Source organism: Shewanella violacea DSS12 (assembly GCF_000091325.1).
Classification (GTDB): Bacteria; Pseudomonadota; Gammaproteobacteria; order Enterobacterales; family Shewanellaceae; genus Shewanella; species Shewanella violacea.
This window is the reverse complement of the sequence record NC_014012.1, coordinates 4577018-4591068: the sequence shown is the minus strand read 5'-3', so window position 1 is coordinate 4591068 and position 14051 is coordinate 4577018. Positions and strand designations below refer to the sequence as shown.

The window sequence follows — 14051 nt, the reverse complement described above, 5'->3', positions numbered from 1 at the left end:
CGTCCTTTCTTGTAAAAGATGAGGATACCAGCATGGCATTATGGGGCGGAAGATTTAGTCAGGAAAGCAGTGCACTGTTTAAGTTATTTAACGATTCACTGCCTGTGGATTACCGTTTGATTGAGCAGGACATCTTAGGTTCGATAGCTTGGGCCGGCGCTATCACACAGGTCGGCGTCTTGACTCAGGATGAGTGCACTGAGTTACAGCAGGCGTTGAAAGATCTATTAGTCGAGGTTGAAAATAAGCCAGAGTTGATCTTAGCATCGGGCGCCGAAGATATTCATAGCTTCGTAGAGCAGTCACTTATTGCCAAAGTAGGCGATCTGGGCAAGAAACTACATACAGGGCGTTCTCGTAACGATCAGGTGGCTACGGATCTTAAGCTATGGTGCAAGAAGGAGGGTCAACAGCAGCTTGTGTTATTAAAGGGCTTGAGACAAGCACTTCTCGAACTGGCCCAAAGAGAGCTAGATGCTGTTATGCCTGGTTATACGCATCTTCAGCGTGCTCAGCCCATTGTATTTGGTCACTGGTGTCTAGCTTATGTAGAGATGTTTGAGCGTGATATTAGCCGCTTAGAAGATGCACTCAAGCGGGCCGATACCTGTCCTCTAGGAACCGGGGCACTTGCTGGTACAGCTTATCCCATGGATAGATATAAGCTAGCAGAAGCATTAGGTTTCGCATCTCCGACCCTTAATAGCTTAGATTCGGTCTCCGACAGAGATCATGTGATTGAGATCTGTAGCGATGCTTCAATCAGTATGATGCACCTTAGTCGCATGGCAGAAGATCTTATCTTCTTCAACAGTGGTGAAGCTGGCTTTATCGACTTAGATGACGAAGTGACCTCGGGCTCATCTTTGATGCCACAGAAAAAGAATCCCGATGCGCTAGAACTAATTCGTGGCAAGACTGGGCGTGTTTACGGTAGCCTGATTGGCATTCTTACGACAATGAAGGCACTTCCTCTGGCCTATAACAAGGATATGCAGGAAGACAAGGAGGGGCTGTTTGATGTTATGGATAGCTGGGCTATCTGTCTCGAGATGGCGGCACTCGTCTTGAGTGGTCTCAAGGTTAATCGAGAGAATACCCTAAGAGCCGCACAACAAGGTTATGCAAACTCGACCGAACTAGCCGATTACTTAGTCGCTAAGGGGATGCCATTTAGAGAGGCGCATCATGTAGTGGGTGAAGTGGTGGTTAAAGCCATAGAGCTAAAGAAACCCTTGGAGGATTTTGCATTAGAGGAGTTACAAGCCTTCTCTAATATTATAGCCGCTGATGTGTATGCTTGTTTGACCATAGAATCTTGTCTGGCAAAGAGAGAAGCCCTTGGTGGCACTTCGCTGCATCAGGTGAAAGCGGCACTGGCTTGTAAATTAGCTTGAAAAACAAACACACAGACTGGAAATAAAAAATATTTCCCAACATGTCAAAATTAAGTCACTAATATGTAACATATATAACTAAAAAAGCACTATTGAGTTAATCACTCTATAGTGCTTTTTATTTAGTTTTTTATACTAGTTTGTGAGCCAGAAGCAATTATTGGAACAGTTCATCGGCCGAATCTTCGATGAATATGTTGTTTGACTCACTGGCCTCTATGGCAAATGCCTTCGGCTCAGTCCCAGAGATAAAATACTCGAACTTACTAGTGTAATCCGTTTTTCTAGTTAACTTACCTGTGGCCAAGTCTATTCTGACGGATACGATCCCTTCTGGAGGTGTAGAAGGCTCTTCGGGCGTGCCGGCCAGAGCGTCCTTCATAAACTCATTCCAAGCAGGTCCTGCTGTTTTTGCACCTGCTTCGGCTGCCGAGATCTGATCTTTAGCACCATTAGCATCCCAGCTGGTTCTACCTAGCTCCTTGCTGTGATCATCGAAGCCAACCCATACGGTTGTGGTAAGTTTAGGGTTGAAACCACTGAACCAGGTATCTCTTGATTCGTTGGTTGTACCTGTTTTACCTGCTATATCATGTCGTTTAACTACACGTGAGGCTCGCCAAGCTGTACCGTTCCAACCGGTTCCCTTGCTCCAGTTACCGCCACCCCATATTACACTCTTCAAAGCTTGGGTGATCAAGAATGCGGTTTGCTCCGAGATGACCCTCTTCGCATAGCGGGTATCGGGGCTACCACAAGAATTTGTATCTATATTTATAGCCTGTTCTGTTTGGGTAAATTCTTCAGCCATGGCGGCGAAAGGATCATCATCAATAGACGGCAGTGACTCTGCATTAGGAGTACAGGCTATTGTCGGCTTAGATTGCTCAATCACGTTGCCGTAGGAGTCTTCAATGCTTTTGATAAAGTAAGATTCGACCTTATAGCCACCGTTAGCAAAGGTGGAGAAAGCCGTGACGACCTGAAGTGGTGTCACTGAGTTCGACCCCAGTGCGATAGATTCGTTTCTGGGGATATCTTTACGATTGAAACCAAACTTCACTAAGGTATCGATAGCCGTGTCCAGACTGGCATAACGCATTGCTCTCACCGACATGACGTTGATGGATTGAGCTAGTCCTACACGTAATCTAGTGGGTCCTGTATAGCGATCTGGTGAGTTCTTAGGACGCCAAGCGGTACCTTGTCTGGTATCAGCATTATTGATTGGGGCATTGTTAATCAGTGTCGACAGGGTATAGCCTTTCTCAATAGCCGCAGTATAGATGAATGGTTTAATATTCGAGCCTAGCTGGCGTCTGGCCTGAGTTACGCGGTTATATTGGCTGGTGTGAAAACTGAAACCACCCACTAATGCCTTTATGGCACCATTGTGTGGGTCCAGTGACACTAGGGCACTGGATACGATCGGGATCTGGGATAATTGCCAGAACTCGCCATTATTGCGTAACCAAACTTGTTGGCCAATTTTTAGCACTTGTCCGGCCGTTTTTGGTGCTCTTCCTTGTCGTTTATTACTGATGAATTTTCGAGCCCATTTCAAACCTTGCCAATCAAGAAGGATTGTCTCCCCTGCGGAGGTTAGTAAGGATGCGCCCTGCTCCTGGATACTTATGACGGCGGCAGGTATTAGACCTTGGAAAGCCTGAGTCTGTTTGAGTCGCGTGAGTATATTGGAGGTTTCAAGTGGGGTATCAGTCCATAAAACAGCTGTAGCACCACGATAGCCGTGTCTTTGATCATATGAATATACGTTATTCCTCAGTGCATGCTGAGCGTCTAGCTGTAGTTTAGAGTCTATGCTGGTGTAAACATTAAAGCCGCCAGTATAGGCTTCCTCTTCACCAAATTTATCTACCAGATAATCTCTGGCCATCTCAGAAATATAGGGGGCATATAAGCTAATTTCTGCACCATGGTATTTTGCCGTTACGGGAGTTTGAATCGCTGCAGAATATTGCGCTTGAGTAATATTATTCTTCTCCAGCATGCGACCCAATACCCAATTGCGGCGATTGATGGCCCTGCTTGGATTCCGGATTGGGTTGGCAGCCGAAGGTGCTTGGGGAAGGCCGGCAATCATGGCCATCTCAGGTAGCTCGAGTTCTTTCAGTTCTTTGCCATAATAAACTTGTGCCGCGGCCCCTACGCCATATGCTCGGTTGCCTAAGAAAGAACGGTTCAGATAAAGCTCTAAGATCTGTTCTTTCGATAGTGCTTTCTCGATTTTTAACGCGAGAAAAATCTCTTTAACCTTGCGTATATATGTCTTTTCTCGAGAGAGGAAGAATCCGCGTGCCACCTGTTGGGTGATCGTACTCGCTCCCTGACTCTTCTTCCCTGTAGTGATCAGAATAATCGCTGCGCGAGTGATACCGATAGGGTCGATGCCATGATGTTGGAAGAAACGGGCATCTTCTGTGTCTAAAACCGCATCGATAAGTAATGGTGGCACTTCCTCAAAGGCAACGGGTATACGTCTTTTTTCGCCAAATTGAGAGATCAGTTTCCCGTCACTACTATAGATGCGCAAAGGAGTTTGCAGCTTAACTGTCTTCAGCGTATTGACGTCAGGAAGATCTGGTAACACATAGAAATATGCTCCAACAATAGCGCCTATCCCTAATAGGGTTAAGCTAAAAAGAGCGATAACAATACGTTTAAACCACTTCACCAGATAATTCCAATATTTATAGCAGGGACAACAGTATATAAGGGGATAGCCCAATGGTGAAGTTAAAAATAGTTGTCAAAAAAATGGCAATTGTAAAACAGTGAAACATTCTGTACAAATATCTTTAACTAGTTGGTTTTGTGCTAATCTAATTCTTGAACAATAACAAAAAAGTGACAATTGACTATGCTTTCGAAATTATGGAAGCGTCAGGCTCCGCAGATGGTTGGGATCGATGTAGGCTCCCATGAGATAAAGGCGATACTGCTGAGCAAGACGGCTGACGGTTATAAAATAGTGAGTCATGCAACAGTACCTGTGAAGAAGGGTGCCGTTACTGATCATGAGATCAGAGATAACGATGCGATTACTGAGTCATTACGACAAGTTAAACGTAGTCTGCCTAAAGGTATTAAATTTGCCTCTGTGGCGGTATCCGGATCTGCAGTGATGACAAAAGTCATCTATATGGATGCCACCTTAAGTGAGGAGGAAATGGAGGCGCAAATTGACATTGAGGCAGATAATCTCATTCCCTATTCTTTGGATGAAGTGAGTATCGACTTTGAAACCTTGAGTGTGAATAGCACGGATCCCACAAAAGTCGATGTCTTGTTGAGTGCGTGTCGCACCGAGAATATCGATGCTCGTGTCGATGCTTTAGACGCTATTAATATAGAAACTAAAGTGGTCGACATCGAAGGTTATGCTTTAGGGCGATCATTTGAGATGGTTGCTGCTCAACTGCCTGGAGAGGCCAAAAATAAAGTGGTCGCACTCGTGGATATCGGTGCCAACATTACTACCTTCGCGGTAGTTGAAAATGGTGAGACGAGTTTTATTCGAGAGCAAGCATTCGGTGGAGAACAATTTACTCAGTCGATACTCTCATTTTATGGCATGTCCCACGAGCAAGCAGAAAAAGCCAAGATAGAGGGAGATCTGCCTCGTAATTATATGTTTGAAGTCTTATCACCGTTTCAAACACAATTACTGCAGCAGATAAAGCGGACATTGCAGATTTACTGTACTTCGAGCGGTAAAGATAAAGTTGATCATATCGTCTTATGTGGCGGTACTTCTAAACTTGAAGGCATGGCCAATCTATTAACTAATGAATTGGGTGTTCATACCATAATAGCGGATCCGTTTCAGGGGTGTTTACATGCCGACGATGGCGTGAAAAAAAGATTACAGCCAGATATTAGTAAATATATGGTGGCTTGTGGGCTAGCGCTGAGGAGTTATTCCCAATGGCGAACATAAACTTATTGCCTTGGCGTGAAGAGGCGAGAGAGAAGCAGAAAAAAGATTATATTGGCATCTTAGCCTTGGTTTTCTTGGTGTCCTCTTTAGTGGTTTATTTGTCATTAGTTTTTGTGGACATGATGACAGACAATCAAAAATCCAGAAATGCCTACTTACAATCTGAGATTAGCCTGCTAGAGAAACAGATTGCCGAAATTAAAGAGATAAAAAACCGTAAGAAAGATATTGAGCGCCGCACCGAAATTATTTTGAACTTGCAACAATCAAGAAATTTGCCCACCCATGTCTTGGATGAATTAGTCAGAATTATTCCACCAGGGATCTATCTTTCCAGTATAGAGAAGAAGGGCAGTCTCTTGTGGATTGAGGGACGCAGTGAGTCGAATAATAATGTCGCCAATATGATGAGGAAAGTCACCACTTCAATGTGGTTACACGATCCCAATATGCAGTCTATTGTGGCTCATAATATAGAGCTGAGGCAGCTACAACGTTTTAGCTTAAAAGTAACTATCAGAGAAAGTAAGCAAACAGCAGCTGTGCAAGGAGCGAGTAAATGAACCTCGATTTGGAGCAGTTTAATGATATTGATTTTGAGAATATAGGTGGCTGGCCGCCATTGGTTAAACTTGTGTTCGCAGCCTTGCTGGCCGTGTGTATTGTTGTCGCGAGTTATTTTTTGTTTATTTCCGATGCGATAGAACAACTCGACACAGAGCAGAGAGCTGAAACGACACTAAAGAATGACTTTAAGTCTAAATACCAGCTGGCAGCGAATTTAAAACTCTATCGAGAACAGCTTGCCAAAATGGAAGTGCAATTTGCAGAACTTCTTAAAATGTTACCTTCTCAGAATGAGATGCCTGGACTGGTAGACGATATTACCTTTGTGGCAACAGACTCAGGTTTGAGGATAGATAGTTTGGATTGGCGTGAAGAGATACAAAGAGACTTTTATATCGAGTTTCCTATCAGCATGACGGTGAGTGGTGAATACCATGAGCTAGGTCAGTTTGTTAGTGGCGTGGCTAAGTTGCCTCGTATCGTGAGTTTGCATGACTTTGTAATTAAGAAAACTGATAGCGGCGCCCTAGGCATGGAGATACTCGCTAAAACATACCGTTTCAAGGAAGGGGCAGATCTGCCACCAGAAGATAAGAAGGGGGCTAAATAGATGAAGAGACTCCTTCCTTTAGGTTTTTTTGTAATACTTTTAACTGGTTGTGTTGGCGATCGCAGTGATCTTGAGCTATTTGTTACTACGACTAAGGCACAGCATCTTGCTCATATTCCACAATTGAAAGAGACGCCTAAGTTTGAACATTTTATGTATCACGCAGATCTAATGCGTAGTCCATTCGTTCCACCCTCACGTGAGTTGACGGAAGAGTTGATCGATACGACTAAAGATTGCCTTCAACCCGATCTTAAGAGGCGTAAGGGGCGTCTGGAAACCTATGCGCTGGATAACCTAAGAATGCGTGGAACCTTAAGTGAAGCAAACATCGTTTGGGCCTTAGTTCAGACCCACGATGATAGTGTTTACCGCTTAGGTATTGGTGAGTATTTAGGTCTCTATAATGGTCGTATTGCTAAAGTTACTCAGCAAATGGTCGAAATAATTGAATTAATACCAGACGGTTCTGGTTGCTGGACTGAAAGGTTAAGCAGCATGGAACTTACTGGTGAATAACAAGCGAAGGATGAGGGAATAATGGAATCTTCTGCCGCGATAAAAAACATTTTTAATAAATTGGCTCTTTTTAGAGTACTTGGTGCTTTTGTATTAATTGTTAGCACTTCATATGCTGGAGCCGAAAACCGCCTAGTGGATGTTAAATTCCACTCAGTTGTTGATCATCAATTAGAACTGCAATTAATCTTCGAACATGAAGTAATGGCACCAGAAATCGATCTCAATGCATCACCAGCTTTAATTACCTTAGGTTTTAGTGACAGTATCTCTGGATTAGAAAAAGAGACTATGCCAATTAATACTGTCGGAGTTGAAAGCATAAGCGTGCATCAGGTTGATGGCATGATGCGGGTGATGGTAGCGCTAAATAAGGTCAAAGCCTATAAGGGCAAGCTTAAGGGGAATACCTATAATCTGACGATAAATGATGAGGTCGCCGATCGTAATGCAACTGCAGAAAATCCATTTATTAACGGGATTAAAAATATAGATTTCAGGCGAACTTCTGCTGGCGGCGGAGAACTATTGGTTAAGCTAAGCAATAGTTCGGTAGCAGCTAACGTGAAGCAGGTCGGTTCTAAGTTAGAGCTGCAGCTTTATAATACCGATATAGCTTCTGACCTTCTGTATGTGATGGATGTGCAAGATTTTGCAACTCCAGTGCGTAGCTTTGAAACTTTTAAAGAAGAGCTAACGACGAGAATACTTATCGATATCTCGGGTCAATATGAATATAACTACAAACAAGAAGGCAGTCTGTTCCGCCTCAGTATAAGTAAGGCTGAGAGGCTGGCCGTAAGCAAACAGGAGAAGAAATATAATGGACGTTCACTTTCTCTAAACTTCCAAAGTATCTCGGTGAGAACCGTATTACAGATCATCGCGGATTATAACGATTTTAACTTAGTCACCAGTGATACCGTCGAAGGGGAGATTACCCTGCGTCTGGATGATGTCCCTTGGGACCAAGCTCTGGATCTTATCTTGCAGACTAAAGGTCTGGGTAAGCGCATCGAAGGTAATATTCTTATGATAGCGCCCAGTGAAGAGCTAGCGATTCGTGAGAGCCAGCAATTAAAAAATCAGTTAGAAGTGCAAGAGCTTGCTCCTCTATATACTGAATATCTGCAGATAAATTACGCCAAAGCAGCCGATATCGCTGAATTGTTGAAGGGTGAAGATTCGAGCCTGCTGACTTCCCGGGGAAGTGCTACTGTCGATGAGCGTACCAATACCCTATTGGTAAAAGATACCGAAGACACGTTAGAGAATATACACAGGCTAATCGAGGTATTGGATATACCCATTCGTCAGGTACTCATCGAGGCCCGAATGGTGACAGTAAAAGATAATGTCTCAGAAGACCTTGGCATTCAGTGGGGGATCACAGATCAACAAGGTACCAGAGGGACATCGGGGAGCATCGAAGGTGCAGAGAGTATCGCTGGTGGATTAATACCAGCCCTTGCTGACCGATTAAATGTAGCCTTACCAGCTCCAGCCGGTGCTGCAAGTATCGCGTTTCATGTGGCCAGACTGGCAGATGGCACCATACTAGATATGGAACTAAGCGCCCTAGAGCAAGAAAATAAGGGAGAGATCATCGCTAGCCCGCGTATTATGACCTCGAATCAGAAGGCTGCATACATAGAGCAAGGTGTACAGATCCCTTATGTCGAGTCTAGCTCCAGTGGTGCAGCAACGGTTAGCTTTAAGAAGGCCGTGTTGTCGTTGCGAGTCACACCGCAAATTACTCCGGATAATCGTGTAATTCTGGATTTAGAGATCACTCAGGATTCTCAAGGAGAGGTGGTTGCAACTCCTCTTGGAGAGGCTGTTTCTATCGACACCCAAAGAATCGGTACTCAGGTGCTGGTGAATCATGGCGAAACAATTGTTTTAGGTGGTATTTATCAACAAAACTTGATTAGCCGTGTCAGTAAAGTACCTATATTGGGTGATATTCCCTTCTTAGGTTTTCTTTTTAGGAGCACTTCTGACAAGAATGAAAGGCAAGAACTCTTAATTTTTGTCACGCCAAAGATAATATCTGAAGATCTATAAAGTCATTTGTAACAATGACATAAGCGGTGTTTTCGTGCTGATTATGTCATTGTTAAACGACTAATTCTACAATATATGCGTACATGACTTGCCTTATGTGGGGTTTAACTGAGATAATCCATGGTCAAGTCTCATTAGAGCAAGGTAACATTTTAGGTCGGTTTTATTTTTCGAATCGACGTCGGCAAACTTCATATAAGATTCAGACGTAATAGCAATGGCTGAGAAACGTAATATTTTTCTAGTAGGCCCTATGGGGGCTGGTAAAAGCACAATAGGCCGTCATCTAGCACAGATGCTGCACTTAGAGTTCCACGATTCAGATCACGAAATTGAGAAGCGCACTGGTGCTGATATCGCGTGGGTTTTTGATGTCGAAGGTGAAGAAGGTTTTCGCGTTCGTGAAACACAGGTTGTCGCTGACTTAACAGAGAAACAAGGTATTGTTTTAGCGACTGGCGGTGGTTCTATTCAGAGTAAAGAGATACGTAATAATCTCTCTGCTCGTGGAATCGTTGTCTATCTAGAGACCACAATTGATAAGCAAGTTGCTCGCACACAGCGAGATAAGCGTCGTCCACTGTTGCAGGTTGACGATCCAAGAGAAGTTCTTGAAAGCCTGGCTGCTGCACGTAATCCTTTGTATGAAGAGATTGCAGATGTCATCGTTAAGACCGATGAACAGAGTGCCAAGGTTGTTGCAAATCAAATCATCGAACAGTTAGGTTTCTAGGCGGGAAAAATGAAGCAGATTCAGGTTGAGCTAGGAGTAAGAAGTTACCCCATCGTTATTGGCCAAAATTTGTTGAGTTGCAACGAGCATCTTGCTCGTTACCTCCAAGATAAAAAAATTCTAATTGTTACGAATGTCACTGTAGCGCCTCTGTATTTAGCGGCGCTACAGTCTCTTTTATCTGATTTTGACTGTGTTGAACCTGTCATTTTACCCGACGGTGAGCAATATAAGACATTGATTCAGATGGATGATATATTTACCTCCTTATTACAACAAAACCTAGGTAGGGACACAGTTCTTATTGCCTTGGGTGGTGGTGTGATTGGTGATATGACCGGCTTTGCAGCCGCAAGTTATCAAAGAGGTGTCGATTTTATCCAAGTACCTACCACACTTCTCGCTCAGGTTGACTCTTCTGTTGGCGGTAAGACCGCGGTAAATCATATCTTAGGTAAGAATATGATAGGTGCCTTCTATCAACCTAAACTTGTGTTGATAGATACCAACTGCTTAGACACACTTCCCCCCCGAGAATTCGCTGCTGGCATGGCTGAGGTCATCAAGTACGGTATTATCTGGGATGGTGAGTTTTTTCAATGGCTAGAGAATAATGTTTCTCAATTAAAGGCATTGGACAAAGAGTCATTAGAATATGCCATCGGTCGATGCTGTGACATAAAGGCGGATGTGGTTGCCCAGGATGAAACAGAGAGAGGAGTGCGTGCACTGCTTAATTTGGGCCATACATTTGGTCATGCCATAGAAGCTGAGATGGGTTACGGTGTCTGGTTACACGGTGAGGCAGTCTCTGCTGGCACAGTACTTGCTGCTAATACTGCAAGTCGGATGGGATTGATCGATGAGTCAATTGTTTGTCGGATAATTAAATTATTCCAGGCTTTTGATTTGCCAGTGACCCCTCCAGAGTCGATGGATTTTGAACAATTCATCAAGCATATGCGGCGTGATAAGAAGGTACTTAAAGGTCAACTTAGGCTGATTCTTCCTGAAGCGATAGGTAAGTCAGGAATATATAGCAATGTGACCGATGAGATACTGGCACAGGTTCTTCGCCGCACATAGATTTTAGGTGTGTGAGTGACTTTTAAAGACTCGATTTTACTGCCTAGCCAGGAGACCTTAGTACAGAGGTTGCAGCATGTTAGCCTCTACGGTCAACAGTTGATCTTTGTTACTGGTAGCCGAGGCTCAGGTAAAACAAGATTAGTAACCTCACTGGTTAACGAGCTGGAAGAATTTAGCTCTGCACTGGTAACTTGCCCCAAGCACTGTGATAGCAGTGAAATTCGCCGAAAAATTTTAATTCAGTTATTTTCAGAACCTGTCTTTGATGATGAAATCCCCCTGTCTGAAACAATCTTCAGACTCTTATCATCTATGCCGCAAGCGTCATTTATTGTGTTGGACGATGCTCATTATCTGCCGATGGAGCTGGTTGCTGAATGCATAGTTCTGAGCCAACTAAGGCTACCGGGAAAAACTATTTCCTTGACCTTAACTTGTGATCAGGATTTCTTCGATGAGCTAGAGAGTCAGTTACCCCTTGCCCAGAAAGAAACTCTTCTATCGATAAATATTGATCCACTCTTGATGCCTGAGCGTGAAGCTCTGTATTACACCTTGCTAAGTCGCAGTGACCAAGACCCGTTTACCCCACGAGAAATTGTCAGGGCTCAGCTGGAAAAGCAGGCTGGTACGCCCCAAGAGGTAGTGAATTTGTTAGAGCTATCTCTCAATGGGAATACCGAGGTGGTGGTTGCAAACAAATGGCCTAAGTCTGTGATGCTTGGGATATCTGTAATCTTTGTCTTGCTATTCGGATGCTATTATCTGTTTTCTCCTTCAGAGGTAGTGGCGACTTCCAGCGCCGAGCGGACTGTGATCGAACCAGTTAGTAAGCCTTCGCCTTTGTCTCAGTACGGGGAGCGAATCTTAGCAGGTTATTTTGTGCTTCATCAACGGCTTGTAGAGGATAAAGAAGACACTCAGGTTCCTGAGTCTGAGGAGCTAACCGAGATTATTACTGAAGCACTGGATAAGGAAAATCCTGATTCTCAAGTTCAAATATCAGAAGAACAATCGCAAGCTACTACAGTCAGTGTTAATACGATTGCAGACACGGAAACCTCCTCGGTAGAAACGTTCGCAAGGTTAGAAGAATTTAAATTAACAGAGATTGAGTCCACTGAGCTTAGGGAATCGGATGCAGATCTCGCCGTAGAGCGAGTGAAGGAGATGCGTACTTTTACTGGCTATACCATTCAACTGGCAAGTGTTAGGGAGATTAAATCCCTTAATAATCTCTTGGCTATGATTGAAGACGAGCAAGATATTCAGCTTGCTCGTCATGGGGATCGTTGGATAATCTTGCTTGGGCACTTTAAAACTTTGGCTATCGCCAATAAAAAATCCAGTGGGTTAATGAAAAAGTATGGTTTGAAATCCCCCTGGATTCGGGCATGGAAAGATTTAGTCGAATATGAGCTAGAAGAAGGGCTTACTACTAATGATATTCCCCACTAAACAGAGTACAATCGGCACCTTCTTTTTTCTTAGCAATCAATCAATTTAGATGAGTAAAAAACAGAGAGCCTTTCTTAAGTGGGCTGGCGGAAAATTTAAACTGATTGAAGTACTCTCAAAGCATCTCCCCAAGGGAGATCGTCTCGTAGAGCCTTTCGTTGGCGCAGGATCAGTTTTTCTCAATACTGATTATGCCAATTATTTATTATGTGATATTAATCAAGATCTTATTAATCTTTATAAGATAGTTCAGACAGAACCTGATAGATATATAGCCGCAGCGAAAGCCATGTTTGTGCCTGAGATGAATGAAAAAGAAGCCTACTACAAGGTGAGGACCGAGTTTAATCTGACCCAAGATCCTTTCATTCGCTCAGTGTATTTCCTCTATATGAACCGTCACGGTTTCAATGGCTTGTGCCGTTATAATCGCAAAGGTGGTTTCAACGTACCTTTCGGTTCCTATAAGAAGCCATACTTTCCCGAGAAGGAGATACAAGCTTTTTCAGTGAAAGCACAAGGTGCTGAGTTTAAGTGCATAGGTTATGAGGAAGCATTCGAACTCACGACTCCAGGGGACGTGGTCTACTGTGATCCTCCATATGCACCATTGCCGTCTAAGGCGAGTTTTACGACCTATGTAGGTGCAGGATTTTCTTTGGATGATCAGGCCTTGTTAGCCAGAAAATCGCGACATACGGCTATCGACCGAGGCATTCCTGTATTGATCAGCAATCATGATACTCCCCTCACAAGAGAGCTGTATCATGGCGCGAGTTTAGATACTATTAAGGTGCAAAGAAACATTAGTCAGAAAGGCAGTGCCAGAAAGAAAGTTGACGAGTTAATGGCCTTGTATGACGAGCGTTATCGCAGTGAAGATGACTAGTTTTACTTTTATTTAGTTAGAGAGTCTGAGTTGGGAGTTGAATTTCGCGTCTAGCTCAGCACCTGGCTAACGATAAAGATAAGTGTCAGTACCAGACCAATCGCTAAGACAATTCCCATGATAATGAAAGGCAAAGGTGAGCTGCTTTGAAAGTCTCTTTGCCTGTTCTGCTCAGTTTGAACACCCAGAAAAGCCGCCAATGTACTCATAAAAATCCGCAAGAGTTTAGTTAGCATGGGCAACTAGCCTAAAAACTATGCTGTGTTCTGTTTGTAGGACTGACATCATCGAGCGGGCTCTCACTATGCCCGTAGAGCAGTTCTAACAGATCGACAAAATGCAATTGGTTAGAGCGACTCTTGCCCGCAAACCAAGAGGTCCAGCTCAAATCTTCAGTCTGACGTGCGCAGCGGTTATTAGGGTGGCTGGCTGGTAAAGAGGAGTTATAACTGGAAGTGGAACTGCTACAGGCACAAGCCGAGGCCGATTCAGAAGCCGATAGGCTCTGGACACTCATGGCTGTGATTGCAATTGCACAGGCGGCAACGGCAAGAACACAAGCAGATTTTATACTGGCTGTGGGCTTCTTTCCCTTTTCCATCATATTTCCCTTTATTGAATAGCCTTCACAGGTCGCGCAATTATAGCAAACTAGTTTGTATTTTGAACGTATTGTTAAGAGGTTTGATAATATCATATAAAGGTATGACTTTTTTGCCAATGATCTTGTTAAATTGGACATAGGCCCTAGAGGCTTATGT

The 14051-nt window shown here is 43.7% G+C and carries 13 protein-coding genes; 10 read left to right on the top strand and 3 right to left on the bottom strand.

The features are described 5' to 3' along the window. The first annotated feature begins 32 nt into the window (after nucleotides 1-32). Complete coding sequence (gene argH / locus SVI_RS18920; protein WP_013053276.1) at nucleotides 33-1397, top strand: argininosuccinate lyase; 1365 nt, start codon at nucleotides 33-35, stop codon at nucleotides 1395-1397. Between the two features lie 157 nt (nucleotides 1398-1554). On the opposite strand, the gene SVI_RS18915 is transcribed toward argH, so the two are convergent. After that, nucleotides 1555-4092 carry a penicillin-binding protein 1A gene (locus tag SVI_RS18915; protein ID WP_041420105.1) on the bottom strand — a complete coding sequence of 846 codons (2538 nt, stop codon included), beginning with the start codon at nucleotides 4090-4092 and terminating at the stop codon, nucleotides 1555-1557. Nucleotides 4093-4278: 186 nt separating this feature from the next. Here SVI_RS18915 and SVI_RS18910 point away from each other — a divergent pair, with 186 nt between their 5' ends. The 9 genes from SVI_RS18910 to SVI_RS18870 all read left to right on the top strand — a co-directional run bounded on the left by SVI_RS18910 (nucleotide 4279) and on the right by SVI_RS18870 (nucleotide 13290). Then, nucleotides 4279-5358 carry a pilus assembly protein PilM gene (locus SVI_RS18910; RefSeq protein WP_013053274.1) on the top strand — a complete coding sequence of 360 codons (1080 nt, stop codon included), beginning with the start codon at nucleotides 4279-4281 and terminating at the stop codon, nucleotides 5356-5358. Further along, nucleotides 5346-5921, top strand: coding sequence for a PilN domain-containing protein (locus SVI_RS18905; protein WP_013053273.1), 576 nt, complete (start codon nucleotides 5346-5348; stop codon nucleotides 5919-5921). Before SVI_RS18910 ends, SVI_RS18905 begins: the two co-directional genes overlap by 13 nt. Continuing rightward, a complete protein-coding gene (locus SVI_RS18900) occupies nucleotides 5918-6535 on the top strand; it encodes a type IV pilus inner membrane component PilO (RefSeq protein ID WP_013053272.1) in 618 nt (205 codons plus the stop codon). The genes SVI_RS18905 and SVI_RS18900 overlap by 4 nt, the downstream gene beginning before the upstream one ends. Further along, the gene (locus SVI_RS18895; protein ID WP_013053271.1) at nucleotides 6536-7054 is read left to right on the top strand and encodes a pilus assembly protein PilP; all 519 of its coding nucleotides are present in this window, start codon (nucleotides 6536-6538) and stop codon (nucleotides 7052-7054) included. Between the two features lie 21 nt (nucleotides 7055-7075). Continuing rightward, complete coding sequence (locus SVI_RS18890) at nucleotides 7076-9121, top strand: type IV pilus secretin PilQ (protein ID WP_041420104.1); 2046 nt, start codon at nucleotides 7076-7078, stop codon at nucleotides 9119-9121. 217 nt (nucleotides 9122-9338) lie between these two features. Next, entirely contained in the window at nucleotides 9339-9854 is a 516-nt protein-coding gene (aroK, locus tag SVI_RS18885) for a shikimate kinase AroK (protein WP_013053269.1), read from the top strand. Nucleotides 9855-9863: 9 nt separating this feature from the next. Further along, nucleotides 9864-10940, top strand: a complete 1077-nt coding sequence (aroB, locus tag SVI_RS18880; protein WP_013053268.1) for a 3-dehydroquinate synthase — start codon at nucleotides 9864-9866, stop codon at nucleotides 10938-10940. 15 nt (nucleotides 10941-10955) lie between these two features. Next, nucleotides 10956-12401 carry an AAA family ATPase gene (locus SVI_RS18875; protein ID WP_013053267.1) on the top strand — a complete coding sequence of 482 codons (1446 nt, stop codon included), beginning with the start codon at nucleotides 10956-10958 and terminating at the stop codon, nucleotides 12399-12401. A gap of 49 nt (nucleotides 12402-12450) precedes the next feature. Continuing rightward, a complete protein-coding gene (locus SVI_RS18870; RefSeq protein WP_013053266.1) occupies nucleotides 12451-13290 on the top strand; it encodes a Dam family site-specific DNA-(adenine-N6)-methyltransferase in 840 nt (279 codons plus the stop codon). A gap of 50 nt (nucleotides 13291-13340) precedes the next feature. On the opposite strand, the gene SVI_RS18865 is transcribed toward SVI_RS18870, so the two are convergent. Together SVI_RS18865 and SVI_RS18860 are read right to left on the bottom strand one after the other, a co-directional pair. Next, nucleotides 13341-13526, bottom strand: coding sequence for a DUF2970 domain-containing protein (locus SVI_RS18865; protein WP_041420103.1), 186 nt, complete (start codon nucleotides 13524-13526; stop codon nucleotides 13341-13343). A gap of 11 nt (nucleotides 13527-13537) precedes the next feature. Further along, entirely contained in the window at nucleotides 13538-13894 is a 357-nt protein-coding gene (locus SVI_RS18860) for a hypothetical protein (protein ID WP_041420102.1), read from the bottom strand. Nucleotides 13895-14051: the final 157 nt, after the last annotated feature.

Bases quoted from the DNA above. Each gene is read 5' to 3' on its own strand.
- argH (WP_013053276.1), top strand. From the start codon at position 33: ATGGCATTATGGGGCGGAAGATTTAGTCAGGAAAGCAGTGCACTGTTT.
- SVI_RS18910 (WP_013053274.1), top strand. From the start codon at position 4,279: ATGCTTTCGAAATTATGGAAGCGTCAGGCTCCGCAGATGGTTGGGATC.
- SVI_RS18905 (WP_013053273.1), top strand. From the start codon at position 5,346: ATGGCGAACATAAACTTATTGCCTTGGCGTGAAGAGGCGAGAGAGAAG.
- SVI_RS18900 (WP_013053272.1), top strand. From the start codon at position 5,918: ATGAACCTCGATTTGGAGCAGTTTAATGATATTGATTTTGAGAATATA.
- SVI_RS18895 (WP_013053271.1), top strand. From the start codon at position 6,536: ATGAAGAGACTCCTTCCTTTAGGTTTTTTTGTAATACTTTTAACTGGT.
- SVI_RS18890 (WP_041420104.1), top strand. From the start codon at position 7,076: ATGGAATCTTCTGCCGCGATAAAAAACATTTTTAATAAATTGGCTCTT.
- aroK (WP_013053269.1), top strand. From the start codon at position 9,339: ATGGCTGAGAAACGTAATATTTTTCTAGTAGGCCCTATGGGGGCTGGT.
- aroB (WP_013053268.1), top strand. From the start codon at position 9,864: ATGAAGCAGATTCAGGTTGAGCTAGGAGTAAGAAGTTACCCCATCGTT.
- SVI_RS18870 (WP_013053266.1), top strand. From the start codon at position 12,451: ATGAGTAAAAAACAGAGAGCCTTTCTTAAGTGGGCTGGCGGAAAATTT.
- SVI_RS18865 (WP_041420103.1), bottom strand. From the start codon at position 13,526: ATGCTAACTAAACTCTTGCGGATTTTTATGAGTACATTGGCGGCTTTT.
- SVI_RS18860 (WP_041420102.1), bottom strand. From the start codon at position 13,894: ATGATGGAAAAGGGAAAGAAGCCCACAGCCAGTATAAAATCTGCTTGT.